Source organism: Paenibacillus methanolicus, from assembly GCF_008124765.1.
Taxonomy (GTDB): Bacteria; Bacillota; Bacilli; order Paenibacillales; family Paenibacillaceae; genus Paenibacillus_Z; species Paenibacillus_Z methanolicus.
Genome location: NZ_VNHS01000004.1, coordinates 187,011 through 202,475, shown reverse-complemented (window position 1 = coordinate 202,475; position 15,465 = coordinate 187,011). Strand labels below are relative to the sequence as shown.

The 15,465-nt window shown below is 60.9% G+C and carries 14 protein-coding genes; 5 read left to right on the top strand and 9 right to left on the bottom strand.

Annotated elements, in window-relative coordinates; all coding sequences use genetic code 11:
- Positions 1–30 precede the first annotated feature (30 nt).
- The 4 genes from BCM02_RS12490 (at position 31) to BCM02_RS12480 (ending at position 3,068) form a co-directional block, all read left to right on the top strand.
- Complete coding sequence (locus BCM02_RS12490; RefSeq protein ID WP_148929429.1) at positions 31–969, top strand: ABC transporter permease; 939 nt, start codon at positions 31–33, stop codon at positions 967–969.
- A 1-nt stretch (position 970) separates the two neighbouring features.
- Positions 971–1,765 carry an ABC transporter ATP-binding protein gene (locus BCM02_RS12485; protein ID WP_148929428.1) on the top strand — a complete coding sequence of 265 codons (795 nt, stop codon included), beginning with the start codon at positions 971–973 and terminating at the stop codon, positions 1,763–1,765.
- Positions 1,766–2,009: 244 nt separating this feature from the next.
- Positions 2,010–2,165 carry a hypothetical protein gene (locus BCM02_RS35250; protein WP_187434179.1) on the top strand — a complete coding sequence of 52 codons (156 nt, stop codon included), beginning with the start codon at positions 2,010–2,012 and terminating at the stop codon, positions 2,163–2,165.
- A gap of 105 nt (positions 2,166–2,270) precedes the next feature.
- Positions 2,271–3,068, top strand: coding sequence for a hypothetical protein (locus BCM02_RS12480; protein WP_148929427.1), 798 nt, complete (start codon positions 2,271–2,273; stop codon positions 3,066–3,068).
- A gap of 445 nt (positions 3,069–3,513) precedes the next feature.
- Here the strand turns inward: BCM02_RS12480 and BCM02_RS12475 are convergent, their stop codons facing one another.
- The 7 genes from BCM02_RS12475 to BCM02_RS12445 form a co-directional block, all read right to left on the bottom strand.
- Positions 3,514–4,734, bottom strand: coding sequence for an MFS transporter (locus BCM02_RS12475; protein ID WP_148929426.1), 1,221 nt, complete (start codon positions 4,732–4,734; stop codon positions 3,514–3,516).
- Positions 4,735–4,738: 4 nt separating this feature from the next.
- Positions 4,739–5,155, bottom strand: coding sequence for a MarR family winged helix-turn-helix transcriptional regulator (locus BCM02_RS12470; protein ID WP_246183349.1), 417 nt, complete (start codon positions 5,153–5,155; stop codon positions 4,739–4,741).
- Between the two features lie 175 nt (positions 5,156–5,330).
- Positions 5,331–7,487, bottom strand: a complete 2,157-nt coding sequence (gene abc-f / locus BCM02_RS12465; protein WP_148929424.1) for a ribosomal protection-like ABC-F family protein — start codon at positions 7,485–7,487, stop codon at positions 5,331–5,333.
- Positions 7,488–7,830: 343 nt separating this feature from the next.
- Positions 7,831–9,141, bottom strand: a complete 1,311-nt coding sequence (locus BCM02_RS12460) for a 6-phospho-beta-glucosidase (protein WP_148929423.1) — start codon at positions 9,139–9,141, stop codon at positions 7,831–7,833.
- Positions 9,142–9,146: 5 nt separating this feature from the next.
- Positions 9,147–10,145, bottom strand: a complete 999-nt coding sequence (locus BCM02_RS12455) for an N-acetylglucosamine kinase (protein WP_148929422.1) — start codon at positions 10,143–10,145, stop codon at positions 9,147–9,149.
- A gap of 47 nt (positions 10,146–10,192) precedes the next feature.
- Positions 10,193–11,185 (bottom strand): LacI family DNA-binding transcriptional regulator, encoded by a 993-nt coding sequence (locus BCM02_RS12450; protein WP_148929421.1) that lies wholly within the window; start codon positions 11,183–11,185, stop codon positions 10,193–10,195.
- 378 nt (positions 11,186–11,563) lie between these two features.
- Positions 11,564–12,031, bottom strand: a complete 468-nt coding sequence (locus tag BCM02_RS12445) for a hypothetical protein (protein WP_148929420.1) — start codon at positions 12,029–12,031, stop codon at positions 11,564–11,566.
- Positions 12,032–12,235: 204 nt separating this feature from the next.
- Here BCM02_RS12445 and BCM02_RS12440 point away from each other — a divergent pair, with 204 nt between their 5' ends.
- A complete protein-coding gene (locus BCM02_RS12440; protein WP_148929419.1) occupies positions 12,236–13,111 on the top strand; it encodes a sugar phosphate isomerase/epimerase family protein in 876 nt (291 codons plus the stop codon).
- 62 nt (positions 13,112–13,173) lie between these two features.
- On the opposite strand, the gene BCM02_RS12435 is transcribed toward BCM02_RS12440, so the two are convergent.
- On the bottom strand, positions 13,174–14,295 hold the full coding sequence (locus BCM02_RS12435) for a GerAB/ArcD/ProY family transporter (protein WP_187434178.1): 1,122 nt from the start codon (positions 14,293–14,295) through the stop codon (positions 13,174–13,176).
- Entirely contained in the window at positions 14,273–15,463 is a 1,191-nt protein-coding gene (locus tag BCM02_RS12430; protein ID WP_148929417.1) for a GerAB/ArcD/ProY family transporter, read from the bottom strand. The genes BCM02_RS12435 and BCM02_RS12430 overlap by 23 nt, the downstream gene beginning before the upstream one ends.
- Positions 15,464–15,465 lie beyond the last annotated feature (2 nt).

Below are 15,465 nucleotides of genomic sequence, written 5' to 3'. Positions count from 1 at the left end.
GAATAATAAAACTCTTAGGAGGTTTCCACCATGCTCGACTCCATGACCGGGGCGGTGCAGATGGGGCTGCTCTACGCGCTGATGGCGCTGGGCGTCTACATCACGTTCCGCATCCTCGACTTTCCCGATTTGACCGTCGACGGCAGCTTCACGACCGGCGGCGCCGTCGCCGCGGTGCTCATCTCGCACGGCACGTCCGTCTGGCTCTCCGTCATCGCCGCGTTCTTCGCGGGCGCGATCGCCGGCTCCATTACCGGCCTGCTCCATACGAAAGGCCGGATCAACGGCCTGCTGTCCGGCATCCTGATGATGATCGCGCTCTACTCGATCAACCTGCGCATCATGGGCCGGCCGAACGTCTCGATTCTCGACACCGACCCGCTGTTCACGTCGATCGACAACATTTGGGTGAAACTCGCCGTCATCGCCGCTTGCGTCCTCGCGATCAAGTTCCTGCTCGACGCGTTCCTGCGCACGGACATGGGCCTCGCGCTGCGCGCGACGGGCGATAACGCCCGCATGATCCGCAGCTTCGGCGCCAACACCGACACGACCAAAATTCTCGGCATCAGCCTCTCGAACGGCCTCGTCGCCCTCTCCGGCGCGCTGATCGCCCAGCAGACCGGCTTCGCCGACAGCTCCATGGGCATCGGCATGATCGTCATCGGTCTGGCGTCCGTCATCATCGGCGAAGCGATCTTCGGCGCCCGCACCGTATTGCGCGCCACACTCGCCGCCGTGCTCGGCTCCATCGTGTACCGGATCGTCGTCGCCCTCGCGCTGCGCGTGGAGTGGCTCGATACGTCGGACTTGAAACTCATTACCGCCATCATCGTCATTATCGCGCTTCTGCTGCCGACCGTTCGCCGCTCCGTGAAGCAGAAGAGCATGGCGAAGAAGCGCGCCGCGGAACTTGCCGCCGCCGCCCCGATCTCGCATCCAGGACAGTCCGCGGGAGGTGCGCTTTAAGATGCTGCAGCTATCGAACGTCTCCAAGCTATTCTTCCCGGGCACGCCCGACGAGAAGGTCGCGTTGGTCAACATTAACCTGAAGCTCAATCCCGGCGACTTCGTCACCGTCATCGGCAGCAACGGCGCCGGCAAATCGACGCTCATGAACGTCATCTCCGGCGTCATGACGCCGGACATCGGCACGGTCAGCATCGAGAATACCGAGATAACCGGCGAACCGGAGCATAAGCGCAGCCGGTGGATCGGCCGCGTGTTCCAAGATCCGATGGCCGGCACCGCGCCGAACATGACGATCGAGGAGAACCTGGCGATGGCGCACACGCGCGGCAAATCCCGCGGCCTCTCCATCGGCGTCACGGGCGGCAAGCGCAAGTTCTACCATGAGCAGCTCCGCCGTCTCGGTCTCGGCCTGGAGAACCGGATGCGCGCCAAAGTCGGCCAGCTGTCCGGTGGCGAACGCCAAGCGCTCAGCCTGCTCATGTCGACCTTCACCAAGCCGCAAATACTGCTGCTCGACGAGCATACGGCCGCGCTCGACCCGGCCCGCGCGGAAGTCATCACGCGGCTGACCGAGAGCATCGTGCGCGAGATGAAGCTGACGACGCTTATGGTCACGCACAACATGGAACAGGCGATCCGCCTCGGCAACCGCCTCATCATGATGGACAAAGGCCGCATTATCCTCGACGTCAGCGAAGCGCGCAAGAAGGATTTGACCGTCGAGCAGCTGCTCGGCGAATTCGAGCGGATCAGCGGCCACAAGCTGTCCGACGACCGCGTCGTGTTCGGCTAGGAGCGCTTTCTTGCGCACGATGCCCTTTCGGCATCCTTCGCATACGGCCATTCCTCCGCCGGCATTAACGTATAAGTCTCTGCCCTGCACGCATTGTTGCGAGCGGCAGAGACTTTTTTCTTGCGACACGTTCGCTATCCGCGGCGTCCGATGATCGGCAGACCGGGCGAGTTGCCGCGTTTGTCCCCGCCTTCCGCCGGGTACAGTATCGGTATATAAGACCAAGAGGAGCGTGGGCCTGCTAATGAAAGTGATCATCACGGTCGCCGAGGCGATGGAACGGAACATTTGGCCGGACATTCTGAAGTTGTTCGGGCGCGATGCCGAAGAGGAGATGTGGCCGGGCGAGGAATTTATTTTGACCGAAGAGCAAGCGAAGCGACTGGGGCTGCTGCAATAGCGGCCCCTTTGACATTCGTGGGCGGCTAACGCGCCAACTTCCGGCTCGGGGCCGAATTGGATATACTAGCGCTTAGACATGACAGCGGCAGGAGGCTTGTTCCCGATGAACGATTGGAAAATGCGGCTGGCCAGCGGGTGGAACGCCCTCCGCTTCGCCATGCGGAGCCGTCTTCGCATCCGGCTGGGCCGCGTGCGGTTGAAGCCCGCGCCGAAAGCGCATTTGTACCCGGACGCCGCCACGAAGCGCCAAGAACGCGAGCTGCTGGACGCGTACGATTTCGGACGCTGGCGCGAGCTGCTCGGCTTAACCGATTACCAGCTTAATCTGTACCAGCTCGATTTCCTGCATCGGCTACAGCCCGAGCTGGCGAAGCGGCTTCCGCGCGCGCTCCGAATCGTCGATGTCGGCAGCCGCACGTTTTATTACGCGCCCGCGCTCTTCCGCTTCTTCCGCCGCCATTACGAGGTCGAGTCGCTAACGGGCATCGAGCTGGATGCGTACCGCCGCTACCGCAACGGATTTACGGCCTATGATTACGCGCAGGCTTATTTGAGGGAGCTGAATGAACCCGGTATCGTTCGTTATGAAGCGGTGGATTTCATGAAGGCGGAAGCGCCCTATAACGTCTGCACGCTGTTCCTGCCGTTCGTGACGCCGGATCCGCTGCTGCACTGGGGATTGCCGATCGGCACGTTCCAACCGGCCCGCCTGATCGAGCATGCGTATCGCCGGCTGGAGCAGCCGGGCGTGCTGATCGTGACGAACAAAGGCCCGGAGGAGCAGCAAAGTTTGCACCGATTGCTGCGCGAGGCGGGCATTCCGTTCGCCGACCGGGGACCGTTCACGTCCGCTTTCTATGCGTACGACGTACCGCGTTACGTGACGTTGGTGGTGAAATAACATAAGGGCTTTGCCCTTCGAGAACCCTCCTTTCTTCTTTCCCCCTCGCCCCTTCCCCCTCCGCCGAGGGGAACCAAGGGCTACCGCCCTCTGGACACCCGTTCTTCGTTCTAGCTCGAGTGTTCGCGGTTGGCGGTTCGCTTCGAGCTAGCCACGCTCTTGTCCTTGCGGACAAAGCTTCATGCGCGTGTTCTTCACCCTTCCCGCCGAGGGGAACCGGAAGGTTAAGCCTATGCTTCCGAAGTCGTTTTCTCCGAACAACGTTCACCTCCGGACGCTGCTAATTAGCGTTCCTGCGGTGTGCTTGATGCTGATCCGCGCTGACCTTCGCTTTCGTCCGCTCAAGCGGACACGCTTTACGTTTTTTCCAAAATATGAACAGTTGCACAATTTCCAAGACAGCAAAAAAACCGAGCCCCCTGAAGGGTCTCGGTTGCGCAGACCGTTACGCATGCGGCGCGGTCGTCGTCATCGCGGCTGAACGGCTGGCGGTTCTGCGGTGATGCAGCACGTAATACATGACGCCCGAGCAGGCGACGACGATGCCGCCGATGATGTACATCGTGTGGTAGCCGGTGCGCGCCGACACCATGCCGAGCACCGAGGAGCCGATGCCGTAGCCTGCGTCGAACAGCAGGAAGAACGTCCCGGTCGCCAGGCCGCTGCGGTGCGGCTCCGCCGATTGGATGGCGATCGTCTGGAAGCTCGGGAACAGCGCGCCGTATCCGAGGCCGAGCACCGCGCCCATCGCGAGGAACATCGGCAGCGAATGCGCGCCGCCGAGGCCCATCATGCCGAGCGCGAAGAGGACAACGCCCGGATAGACGAGCGGATGCGGGCCGGAGCGGTCGTACATTTTGCCGGTGAACGGACGGGACAGGATGATCATGAGCGCGAAAACCATGAAGAAGACGCTCGCGTACGCGCTTAAGTTCAGCGACTTGGCGTAAACCGAGAGGAACGTCGTGATCGCTCCGTAAGAGAAGGCAAGCACCGCCCCGGTCAGGCCGATCGGCACGGCGGCCGGCTCAATGAACCGGCGCCAGCCTGTCGGCGCCGGACCCGGCTTGCGCGGCAGGCGCGCGGGGATGCGTACGCTCAGCCCGCACACGAGGCCGCACAGCGCCAGCGCGAAACAAGTGCCGAATAGCAGCGGATTCGAGCCCGTCTCCGCGATCATGAGGCCAATGGCCGGTCCGCCGACCATGGCCAAGCTCATGAATAGGCTATAGTAGCCGACGCCTTCGCCTTTGCGGGCGGCCGGCACGAGATCCATCGCGATCGCGCCGATCGCCGTCGCTCCGATGCCGAAGCTAACGCCATGGACGAGCCGCAGCGCGAGCAGCCAGGCATAGCTGTCCACCAGCATGTAGAGGCCGCTGCAAACAAAGAACAATCCTAGCGCGATAAGCACGATGGTGCGCCGGTTGATTTCGTCCAGCCACTTACCCGCCAGCGGACGGAAAACGAGACCCGCGACGACGAATACCGTCATAACCGGGCCGATCCGGCTTTGGCCGCCGTGCAGCGTATCGGTGACGAAGATCGGCAGCGTAACCGCCAGGATATAGAAGGTCATAAATAAAAAGAAGCTGCTGAAGCATACCGCGACGAAGTCGCGGGTCCAGAGCTTCGGTCTTGCTTCGAATCCATTCGGTTCGCTCATGATGTCATTCCCCCATTTGTTCGATTGCTCTCTCGGCCGCCAGCGTCACCTGCTTGAGCAAGCGCCGAAGCTGTGCCACGTCTTCGCCGTTCAATCCGCCGAGCACCGATTGAATCGCTTCCTGCTCAATCGGCAGCAGCGTTTCGTTCAGCTCGCGCCCCCGAGGCGTGATGAATGCGAGAAAAGACCGCCGGTCGGCCTCGTTCGCCTTGCGAACCGCCAAGCCCTTGCGCTCCAGTTGATCCAAAATGCGCGTAATGTTGGTCTGGTCCTTCTCGGATCTTCGAGCTAGCTCCTTCTGGCTGATGCCGTCCTGCTCGTACAGCCGGTTGAGTACGCTCCACTGCTCGGTCGTAATATCGAAGGGCTGGTATCGCAGCGCGAGCAGCAGCGTAATGCGCCGGCCGGCATGATTGATCATAAATCCTAACGAGTCGTCGATTTGAATGTTCGCACGCTCCGTTCATTTATTTGCTATAGCAATTATATGACTAGCAATTAAAATCGTCAACCGTAGGAGTACGCGTCACGGTCGCCCCTTAAGCGAAAAAACCTATGGGCATCGCACCCATAGGTTTAGCCTTGCCGCTGGCCGGTTATCCCTCGAGCGTCTCAAGGGCCATCCATCTTTCATACAATCGGTCCAGCTCCTGCTGCTCCGCCACCCGCTGCGCCCAGAGTCGCGCCGTCTCCGCGTGGTCGCCTAAGACCTTCCCGTCGTTCAACGTCTCGTCGAGCCGCGCCAGCCGTTCTTCCGTCTGCGCGATCTCGCGCTCCAGCCGCTCGCGCAGCGCCGGATTCGGCTTGCTTCGGCGCTCGGGGCGTCCGGTTGCGCCAGCGCCGCCAACCACCCGGCTCTGCGCATCGCTATCTCTGTTCGCTGTATCGGCTTCGGAAATCGTGCCGTCTGCTCCGCGCGCTCGAAGAACCGTGTTCGTTCCCGCCCTCATGCGCCCTTCTCCCTGACCGCTCGCCATGGCGACGCCATCGTTCGCCTTCAACGCGGCATTCCCGTTCCGTTCACCGATCGACGCAATCGCTTTCGTCTTCCCGCCACCGCTCTCGCGCGCCGCAAGAACCCCCGCGCCCGCGGTATCGGCCTCTCCCGTCTCCTGTGCCTTCCTTCTCCCGCGCTCCGCCTCGTAATCGTCATAACCGCCGAGATACGCGCTAATTCGCCCCTGCTCCAACACCCACACTTTCTCCGCCAACCGGTTAATGAAATAACGGTCGTGCGTGATAGCCAGCAGAGTTCCTTGGTAATCGTCGAGCGCTTCCTCGAGCGCTTCCTTGGAGGCGATGTCCATATGGTTCGTCGGCTCATCCAGAATGAGCACGTTCGGCTTCCGCAGGACGAGCAGCGCGAGCCGCAGCCGCGTCCACTCCCCGCCGGACAGCTGGCCGACCTGCTTGAACACGTCCGCGCCGTAGAACAGATACTTGGCCAGCCGCGCTCTCGCTTCGCCTTCCTCTAATCCCGCTTCCTCTCGGAAATAGGCGAGCACGCTCCTCTTACCGTCCTCCGGGTACTCCTGTTGGGCCAGGTAGCCGATATCGACGCGCGAGCCCCAATGGAGCACGCCCGAATCCGCCTGCTCCAAGCCGAGCATAAGCTTAACGAGCGTCGATTTGCCCGCGCCGTTGCCGCCGAGCAGCATGACCCGCTCGCCGTATTCGAGCAAGCCGTCCGCGCCGCGCAGCACTTGTTTGCCGCCGTACGCCTTCCGCACGCCCTCGAAATGCAGCACCCGCGAGCCGGAGCGGTCCGCCTGCCGCAGGTCGAACGCCGCGCCGCGGCGCTCCAGCACCGGACGCTTCAGCTTCTCCATCCGGTCCAGCGCCTTCTGCATCGACGCCGCCCGCCGGAAGAACTTCTCGTTGCCGCCGACGCGCCCCCACTCCTCCAGCTGTCGGATCGTCTCCTTCATCTTCTTGATCTGCTTCTGCTGCTCTTGGAATTCCGCGAACTGCCGCAGCAGGCGCTCCTCTTTCTCCCGCGCGTACCACGTGTAATTGCCGTGATAGACGGTCGTCTCGCCGTCCTCCAGATCGATGATCTTCGCGACGACGCGGTCGAGGAACGTGCGGTCATGCGAGACGATCAAGCAGGCGCCGTTATATTGCTTCAGGTACGATTCGAGCCACTCGATGCCGGCCATATCCAAGTGGTTGGTCGGTTCGTCGAGCAGCAGCAGCTCCGGACGCCGGACGAGAAGCGACGCCAGGCCGATCTTCGTCTTCTCCCCGCCGGACAACGTGCCGAATTGGCGGGCGTATATCGCTCGGTCGATCCGCAGCCCGCTAGCTACCGCGTCGATTCGCGCATCCAGCTCGTAGCCGCCGCCCTGCTCGAAGCGCTCTTGCGCCTTCGCGTACTGCCCCAGCAGCGCGTCCAAGCCGTCCGATGCCGCGGCAGCCGGATCCGACATGGCCGCTTCGATCGCCCGCATCTGCTCCCGGCATTCGAGTAGCGCCTGGAATCCGAAGGCGAGCGCGTCGTAGACCGTCCGCGTTTCCCACTCCGCCGGAATTTGGGCCAAATAGCCGATTGAAGCGTCTTTGCGCACCGTCAGCTGTCCTTCGTCCGGCTTCTCCGCTTTGGCGATCAGCCGCATGAGCGTCGATTTGCCGCTTCCGTTGCGGCCGACGAGCCCGATTCGCTCCCCGTCGTGGATGTCGAACGTGGCATTCTCCAATACGAGCTGCGCCCCGTGATATTTTTTTGCTTGCTGGCTATTTATTATCAATGTCATTGTCAGTTCCTCCTAGGTATGGAGAGACCCTGACCATGACCCTTTCGTCTAGCTCCAAGAGAGCGCAAAAAGAGCCGCGGGAAAATCCCCCGCGGCTCTTATCCGGACGTTCATATCCGCATAAAAGGATCAGGCAGGCATCTTCTCGAATGGTGAGACCGTAAATTTGGACAGACTTCTCCCGTTGTCGGCAAAAGCATGTACATTACCGCTGATAATGTCTACCAGACGGCTCAAACAATCGTTCACCATTTCGAAATTCATCCTACCTTCACCTCGCTTTCCTAAATATAAGCGCAATAGCCCTTCTAACTTATCACACGCCGGCTTTCAATGGCAACCTCTACCGGTTGCTCGGGTAGAAATTCGGCAAATACAGCTTGTTTTTCTCCAGCATTTCGTTCAACAGCGTCTTCGCCACCGAAACGGACGGCACGAGCGGATGGTGCGTCATCGCCTGCAGCGCGAGCCCGCGGTCGCCGGTCATCGCCGCTTCGATCGCCAGGCGCTCGTACGTTTTCACCGCTTGGATGAGCCCCTTCGTCTGCTCCGGCACCCGCGTGACCGGCAGCGCCAGCGGACCTTGGCCCGTCACGACGCAGTTCACCTCGATACACGCGTCCGCCGGGAGAAAATCGAGCGTGCGGCCGTTGGCGACATTGAGCGTTTGGATGTCCCGCTTGTCGTTGTACAGGGAATCCATCAGGTTGACGGCCGCCTCCGAATAATACGCGCCGCCGCGCTGCTCCAGCTGCTTCGGCTTCTCCTTGAGATCCGGGTCTTGATACAGCTTGAACAGCTCATCCTCGACCTTCTTCACGACTTCGGCGCGCGTGCCGCTCTTCGCAAGCGAGATCAACTGCTCCTCGAGCATCGCGTCCTGCATATAGAAATACTTCAAATAATACGACGGGAGCGCGCCGAGGGACATGAGAAACTCATGATCCCACTCCGTCGCCGGCACGTTCTTGCCCGAATATTCTTCGCGCTTATCGAGCAGTTCCGGCAGCCGGTTCACGCCATCCACTTCGACACGCGTGACCCAATGCAGATGGTTCAAGCCGACGAACTCGGTATAGATGCGCTCCGGCGTGGCGTCGTACTTCGTGCTTAGCCACTTCTGCAGGCCGATCGGCGCGTTGCACAGGCCGATGCTGCGCACCTTCGAATAGCGGGTGATCGCCTCGGTCACCATGCCGGCCGGATTCGTAAAGTTCAGCAGCCAAGCGTTCGGGCTCAGCTCCTCGATGTCCCGGCAGATGTCGAGAAGCACCGGAATCGTCCGCAGCGCCTTCATCATGCCGCCGGGACCGGTCGTCTCCTGGCCGATCACGCCGTGTCCGTTGGGCAGATGTTCATCCCACTTGCGCGCTTCGAGCAAGCCGACGCGCATCTGGGTAGAGACGAAATCGGCGCCTTCGATCGCCGCGCGGCGATCCATCGTCAGGCGCACCTCGATCGGAAGACCGGATTCCGCGACCATCCGCTTCGCCAATCCGCCGACGATCTCGAGCTTCTGCCGTCCCGCCTCGATATCCACCAGCCACAGCTCCCGGATCGGAAGCCGGTCGTACCGGCGAATAAATCCTTCCACGATCTCCGGCGTATAGGAGGAGCCGCCGCCAATTACCGCGATTTTCAATCCCTTTGTCATCGTGTTCACACCCTCTTCGTTTGGCTTGGAATTGCGTTGTAATCGGATATCCGCTTCAGCTTCTCGTGCGCCTCGCTCGTCACTTGCCCCCCGCTGGCCTCGATTGCCAGCCATACGGCGCCGACCACCGGCTCGGTCGACAGCTTCACGACCTTCGCCTTCGACGCAACTTCGCTTACGTAAGCCCGGATCGGGTCTATGACGTAAGGCCCCTGGCCGCGCGTCACGATGCTGCCCGCGAGCACGACGTCGAACTCGTCTTCCTGCATGCCAAGCCGCTTGATTACCGCCGCCGCGGCCTTGCCCAGCTCGTCGCCCTGCGTATGGAGCAAGCGCTGCGCCACGGCGTCTCCCGCCAGCGCCGCGTCGAAGACGAGCTTAGCGACGTCGAGCGGCACGTCGCATTTGTCATGATCAAGATAATCGTCGAACATCGCCTGCACGCTCTCGTAGCCGAGCCGCGCCAGCAGCGGGGCCGTAAGGGAAGTCGGCTCCTCGCGTCCGTCCCAAGCGCGGATAACCGCGCGGAACGCTTCCTTCGCGAGCGTATGGCCGCCGGCGAAGTCGCCGAACAAATAGGAGAAGCCGCCGCACTGATAGAACTGGCCGGCCGAATTCTGGCCCGCGCTGTTCGTGCCGCTCCCGCAGATCAGCACGACGCCGTAAGGACGGTCCGTGCCCGCGCGCAGGGCGATGACCGTATCGCAGTTAATGTCGTGCTTCGGAAAGCCGAGTCCCGCGATCAGCGGACGCAAAATGTTGTAATCCGTCTCGCGGTCCGCGCCGGCCAGTCCGAAATACGCGAACTCGATATCCTCGCGGGCTAGCCCCGCCTCGGCAAGCGCGGCCTCGACCGATGCCGTAATGTTAGCCTTCGCCTCATCATAGCCAAGCTGATGATTGCCGTTGCCGGCCGAACCTCGGCCGACAACGGCTCCTTGCTCGTCGACGATTAACGTATACGTCTTGCTCCCGCCGGCATCCACGCCCAAATAATAGTTCACGTCCATCACTCCTTGTCTTGGTATACCGCCGCGCTTGTCGCGGCGCCTTATTCCTTGCGAGCGGTCGAATCCCGCACGATGAGCTGCGGCTCCAGCTGCAGCGTGACGTTCTTCTTCGTCTCGCCGTTGATGGCATCCAGCAGCAGCTCCACGCCGTGGCGTCCGATTAGCCGCGCGGGCTGGCGGACCGTCGTCAGCTTCGGCCGGAATTGCGACGCCAGCAGCTGGTCGTCGTAGCCGACGATGGAGACGTCCTGCGGAATGCGCACCCCGCTATTCTTCAGCGCGTCCATCACGCCGAGGGCGATGTGGTCGTCAGAAGCGAAGACGGCCGAAGGCAGCTTGCCGTCTTCCAGCCACTTGGAGGCGATCTCGTACCCCGACGCGACCTCGAACCGACCGCGTTCGACCGCCATCGGCGTCAGGCCCGCCTCTTCCATCGCGAACAGGAAACCCCGCTCTCGTTCCCGGCTGCTGAGGAACAGCTCCGTGCCGCTTATATGCGCGATCTCCTTGTGGCCAAGGTCGACCAGATGCTTGGTCGCCTCGTAGCCGCCCTTGAAATTGTCCACCACGACCGAGGTGACCGACGGATTGCGGTGCTGATTGTCGAGCATGACGAACGGAATGCCCTTCTTCTTCAGCTCCAGCACGAACTCGTTCTCCCGCACCGGCGAGAGCAGGATGACCCCGTCCACCCGGTCCTCCTGGAAGATCGCGCCGTGCGCTCCCTCTTCCTTCTCCTGGGTGACGGAGATCGCCAGGAAGTAGCCATGCTCCGCCAGCCGGTCGTTGATCTCCTTCACGATGACGTCGAATACGGAATCGTACAACGTCGTGAGCGTCAGCCCGATGATGCCGGTCTTGCCCCTGGCCAGGCTGCGCGCGGCCGCGTTCGGCTGGTAGTCCAGCTCCCGCATCGCCTGCAGCACCTTCTCGCGGTTCTTCGGCCGGACCGATTCCGCGTTATTAATGACCCTCGAGACGGTCACGACCGAGAGGCCGGAACGTCTGGCGACGTCGAATATGCTTACTTTCACGTAATTTCCTCCCGAATGCCGTTCTTGTCCGAAGGCGCGAATCGTGCTCGTCATGCGCCGCAAACCACAACCAAAAGTTAAAACGCTTTAACTTTTGGAATAAATAAAAACGGGCGATGCCCCGATTCCTCCTATTATTTCTGTTATCAGACCATGTTCCCGTCTGAATATCGGTGTCGCATCTCATATCCTCACAAAAGTTAATACGCTTTAATTATTCCCAGTATAGTATGCTTCCACGCGCGCCGCAAGGGGGAAATGGCGATCGGTCGAGTACGGCGTACAGCATTGCCTGCCGACCGATACGAACGAGCGCCGTTTGCCCGCGACGAGCGGCCAAGCGGCGCGCGATGCAGAACGATCATCGCCGCCGAGCTTTTACCCGCCATACTTCGCAAGCCAATCCTGCTTCCATGCCTCATAAGGCTTGCCCGACACTTCTTCCAACGTCTTGCCGTCCAGCGAGTAGCCGACTTCGTCCCCGCCGGGAACATTCACGAAGCCACCGAGCGGCTTATCCCCGGACATGAACACGGATACGCTCACTTCGCCCTCGCCGACCGGACTTCCCGTCGCGACGTAGCGTTCGATCGCGATCGTCTGTCCGAAGTAAGCGGACGGATCCGCGTCCTGGAGTCCCCACTGCTCCATGGTCGGCGACTTCGACAGTAGACGGCCGTTAATGACGTACCGAACGACACGTCCTTCCTGCCGCACGTTCTGATAGCCCTTGCTTTCCAAATACGCCGCCGCTTCCGGCGATCCTTCCGTCCCTCCGCCCGAACAGCCCCCGAGCAAAATCGCCGCGACGACGATCAGCGTCATCGCCCATCTTATGCGTTTCATTCCGATTCCCCATTTCTCGCCTAGCGCCGCGGACTGAATATATGGTCCATGCGCTTTGTTACCCTGTACATTCACCCGCTAAGGAACGCCATGCTATAGTTGCAGTATATACGGGCGGCCTCCCTTTTCGGGCATGTCTTTCCCATTGTACCGAATGCGGGCCGCCAGGAGAAGGCACGAATTTGCAGAAGGAGGCACGGCATTATGAAACTGACTAATCCCATCGGCGTCATCGTCGACAGCTTCGGCATCGGCGTTCGCGAAGGCTTGCTCAAGGCTAAGGACGTCGGCGCGGACGGGGTGCAAATTTACGCCGTATCCGGCGAAATGGACCCCGCCAATCTGGATGCGGCCCAGCGCGCGGAGCTGCGTCGCTGCGTCGAAGGCCAGGGCCTTGCGATCAGCGCCTTGTGCGGCGATCTGGCCGGTCACGGCTTCCAGGATGCATCCGTCAATCCCGCCAAGGTGGAGAAGTCCAAGCGCATTCTCGACTTGGCGCTCGACCTCGGCACGACTATCGTAACGACCCACATCGGCATCGTGCCGGACGACGAGAACGGCCCGATCTACGCCGCCATGCACGAAGCCTGCGAGGAGCTCGGCCGTTACGCGACGAGCCTCGGCGCGTATTTCGCCATCGAGACCGGTCCCGAGCCCGCCGCGCATCTGAAGCGTTTCCTCGATACGCTCAGCACCAAGGGCGTGTCGGTCAATTTCGACCCCGCGAATTTCGTCATGGTGACCGGCGACGATCCCGTGAAGGGCGTCCATACGCTCAAGGATTACATCGTCCACACGCACGTGAAGGACGGACGTCGCCTGCGCGAAGTCGATCCTCGCAAAGTATACGGCTACCTCGGCTACGACGCGATGAGCCACGAGAAAATCGCGGAGATGGCTGCCGGCGGCCTCGATTTCATCGAGCTTCCGCTCGGCGAAGGAGACGTCGATTTCGATGGGTATTTCGCGGCGCTCCAAGCCATCGGCTATACCGGCTATCTCACGATCGAACGGGAAGTCGGCGACGATCCCGCCTCGGATATTCACCGAGCGGTATCGTTCATCAACCGTTATAAGTAAACCTTTCAACACCCATTGAACAAGCCCGTTTGGCCGCCGTGGTCTAGCGGGCTTTGTTCATTTTACTTTTGCTTCGCGACGCGAGCTTCACGCCTTCTTCCCCGTCCGCCCCGCACCTTGCCCGCCGCCAGCAGCGCTAGCGGCAGCGCGACCGCGAAGGTGCCCGCGAAGAACGGGTAGTATTCTGCGATCCGGAAGTACGCGATAATATTGGGCGCGAGCATGTCGGCTAGCGGCAGCAGCAGCAGCGCAAGCGGGAAGGTAAACAAGCGATAATCCCGCAAGCCCAGCACATGCGCCGCGCCGACGCAGGTGCCATAGAAGCAGACGGCCATTTTGACGAAGAGGGAAAACATCCAGGCAATGGCCATAATCGCTTCGATCCGCTGCAAAAACTCGCCGAGCTCGATTTTTTTGGCCAGCAAGTAGGTGGGGTAGACGCTGTCCCGGATAATGAGGGCGCCGAAATTGGCTAAGCAGAAAAAAATGACCAGCGCAAGGATTACCCCTCCGAGTGCGCCCCCGATCACGAAATTCAGCCGAACCCGGCGATCATTGCGGACGAGCGGGAACAGGATCATCATCGACGCGATTTCCATATAGGGCACCGCGATCATCTGCAATCCTCCGCTGATCACCGGCTTCACCCCGTTGTAGAGAACAGGCTCGATCATGGATATTCGGCTGCCTGGGATCACGAACAGCACCAGCAGGACAAGCAGAAGAAGAACCCAAGGCGCGACGATTTGGGCCGTTCTCCCGATCGTCTCGGCACCGCCGCGCACCGCCCGGACCACGATGAGCATGAATAACATTTCGATGAACTGCACGGGCGTATTGGGCAAAATTTGCGTCGCCATGAAATCGCCCACTTCGCGCAGCAGCGTGGACGCGACCAGCAGCAAGAACACGAACACAAAGGCCGCGGAAACAGCCCGCCCGACGTAACGCCCGAGCAGCTGGTCGCAAAGCGCCAATATCGTCTGCCGGGGGTAGCGACGCTGCAGCACCGTATAGAATAAGAGCAGCCCCATTCCCGAGATCAGCGCGAACAAGCCGGCGAGCCAAGCATCCTTCCCCGCCGCCGTCGCCACGAGCGAAGGGATGAAGAGGATCGAGTCGCCGATCGTGAAGAGGCACGCGATCACGATAAATTGCAAATTACCGATCTGCGTCTTCTCCACTCGGCACCTCCTTCGCCGCATCCGATGCCCGTTCGCCCTCCGCATGAATACTCTGCGGCCCGCCGACCGCTCCCCGCTTGTCCTTAAGCCAGCCGACCGCAAGGAGCAGGAGCGTCCCCCCCACCACGATTGTCATATCAAACCACGGGTAATGTTGCGCGCTATTATTAATCGCAATGATGTTCGGGGCGAGCAGATCGCTCATGACGAGGAGGAGCAGTGCAAGCGGGAAGGTAAATAACTTGTAGTCGCTCAGCTTGAACATTTGGGCGGCGCCCAAACATATGCCGTAGAAGGAGAGCGTGAGCTTAAAAAAAATCGTAAACAGCCACGCGATGGCCATAATCGCCTCGATCCGCTGGAGAAACTCGCCGATCTCTATCTTTTTGGCCAGCATATAGCTGGGATACGTACTGCTTGCCGTAATCCCCGGACCGAAGACGGTCAGGCAGAAGAAAATGATGGCTACCAACAGCGTTCCGCCAGCCGCGCCGCCGAGCAGCAGCGGCTTTCGAAGGCCCCGTTCGCCCCCCCGAACGAAAGGGAAGATCATAAGGAACGAGCCCGTCTCGATGAAACCGTAAGCGAGGAACGTGAGCGAGCCCGCGATCACCGGCTTCACCCCGTTATACAAGAACGGCTGGATCCGATCGATATGACTCTCGGGAATGACGAACATAACCAGCAGGCCGAGCAGCAACATCACCCACGGCGCCGATATCTCCGCCGTGCGCGCGATCGTCTCGATGCCGCCCCGCGCGGCTCGCACGACCAGCACCAGAAAGAGCAGCGCGATCACCTGTACCGGCGTATTGGGCATAATCTGCGTGGACATAAAATCCGTCAGTACCCGCACCATGCTGGCCGACAAGAGGAGCAGAAAGCCGAACACATAGATGCTCGCCGCTATGCTCCCGGCCCATCGGCCAAGCCGCGACTGGCAGATTTGCACGAGCGTCCGTGCCGGATTACGCCGCTGCAGCGCCGCATACAGCAGCAGTACGCCCATCCCCATCGAGACGGATAGCATGCCGGAAAGCCAGCCGTCGCGCCCCGCGATCATCGCCGTGTAACCCGGTACGACGAGCAGCGTATCGCCCAGCGTAAACAGCATGACGAGCGCAAACAATTGGATTTGGTTTATTTGGCCGCGCTCCAGCATCCCCATTC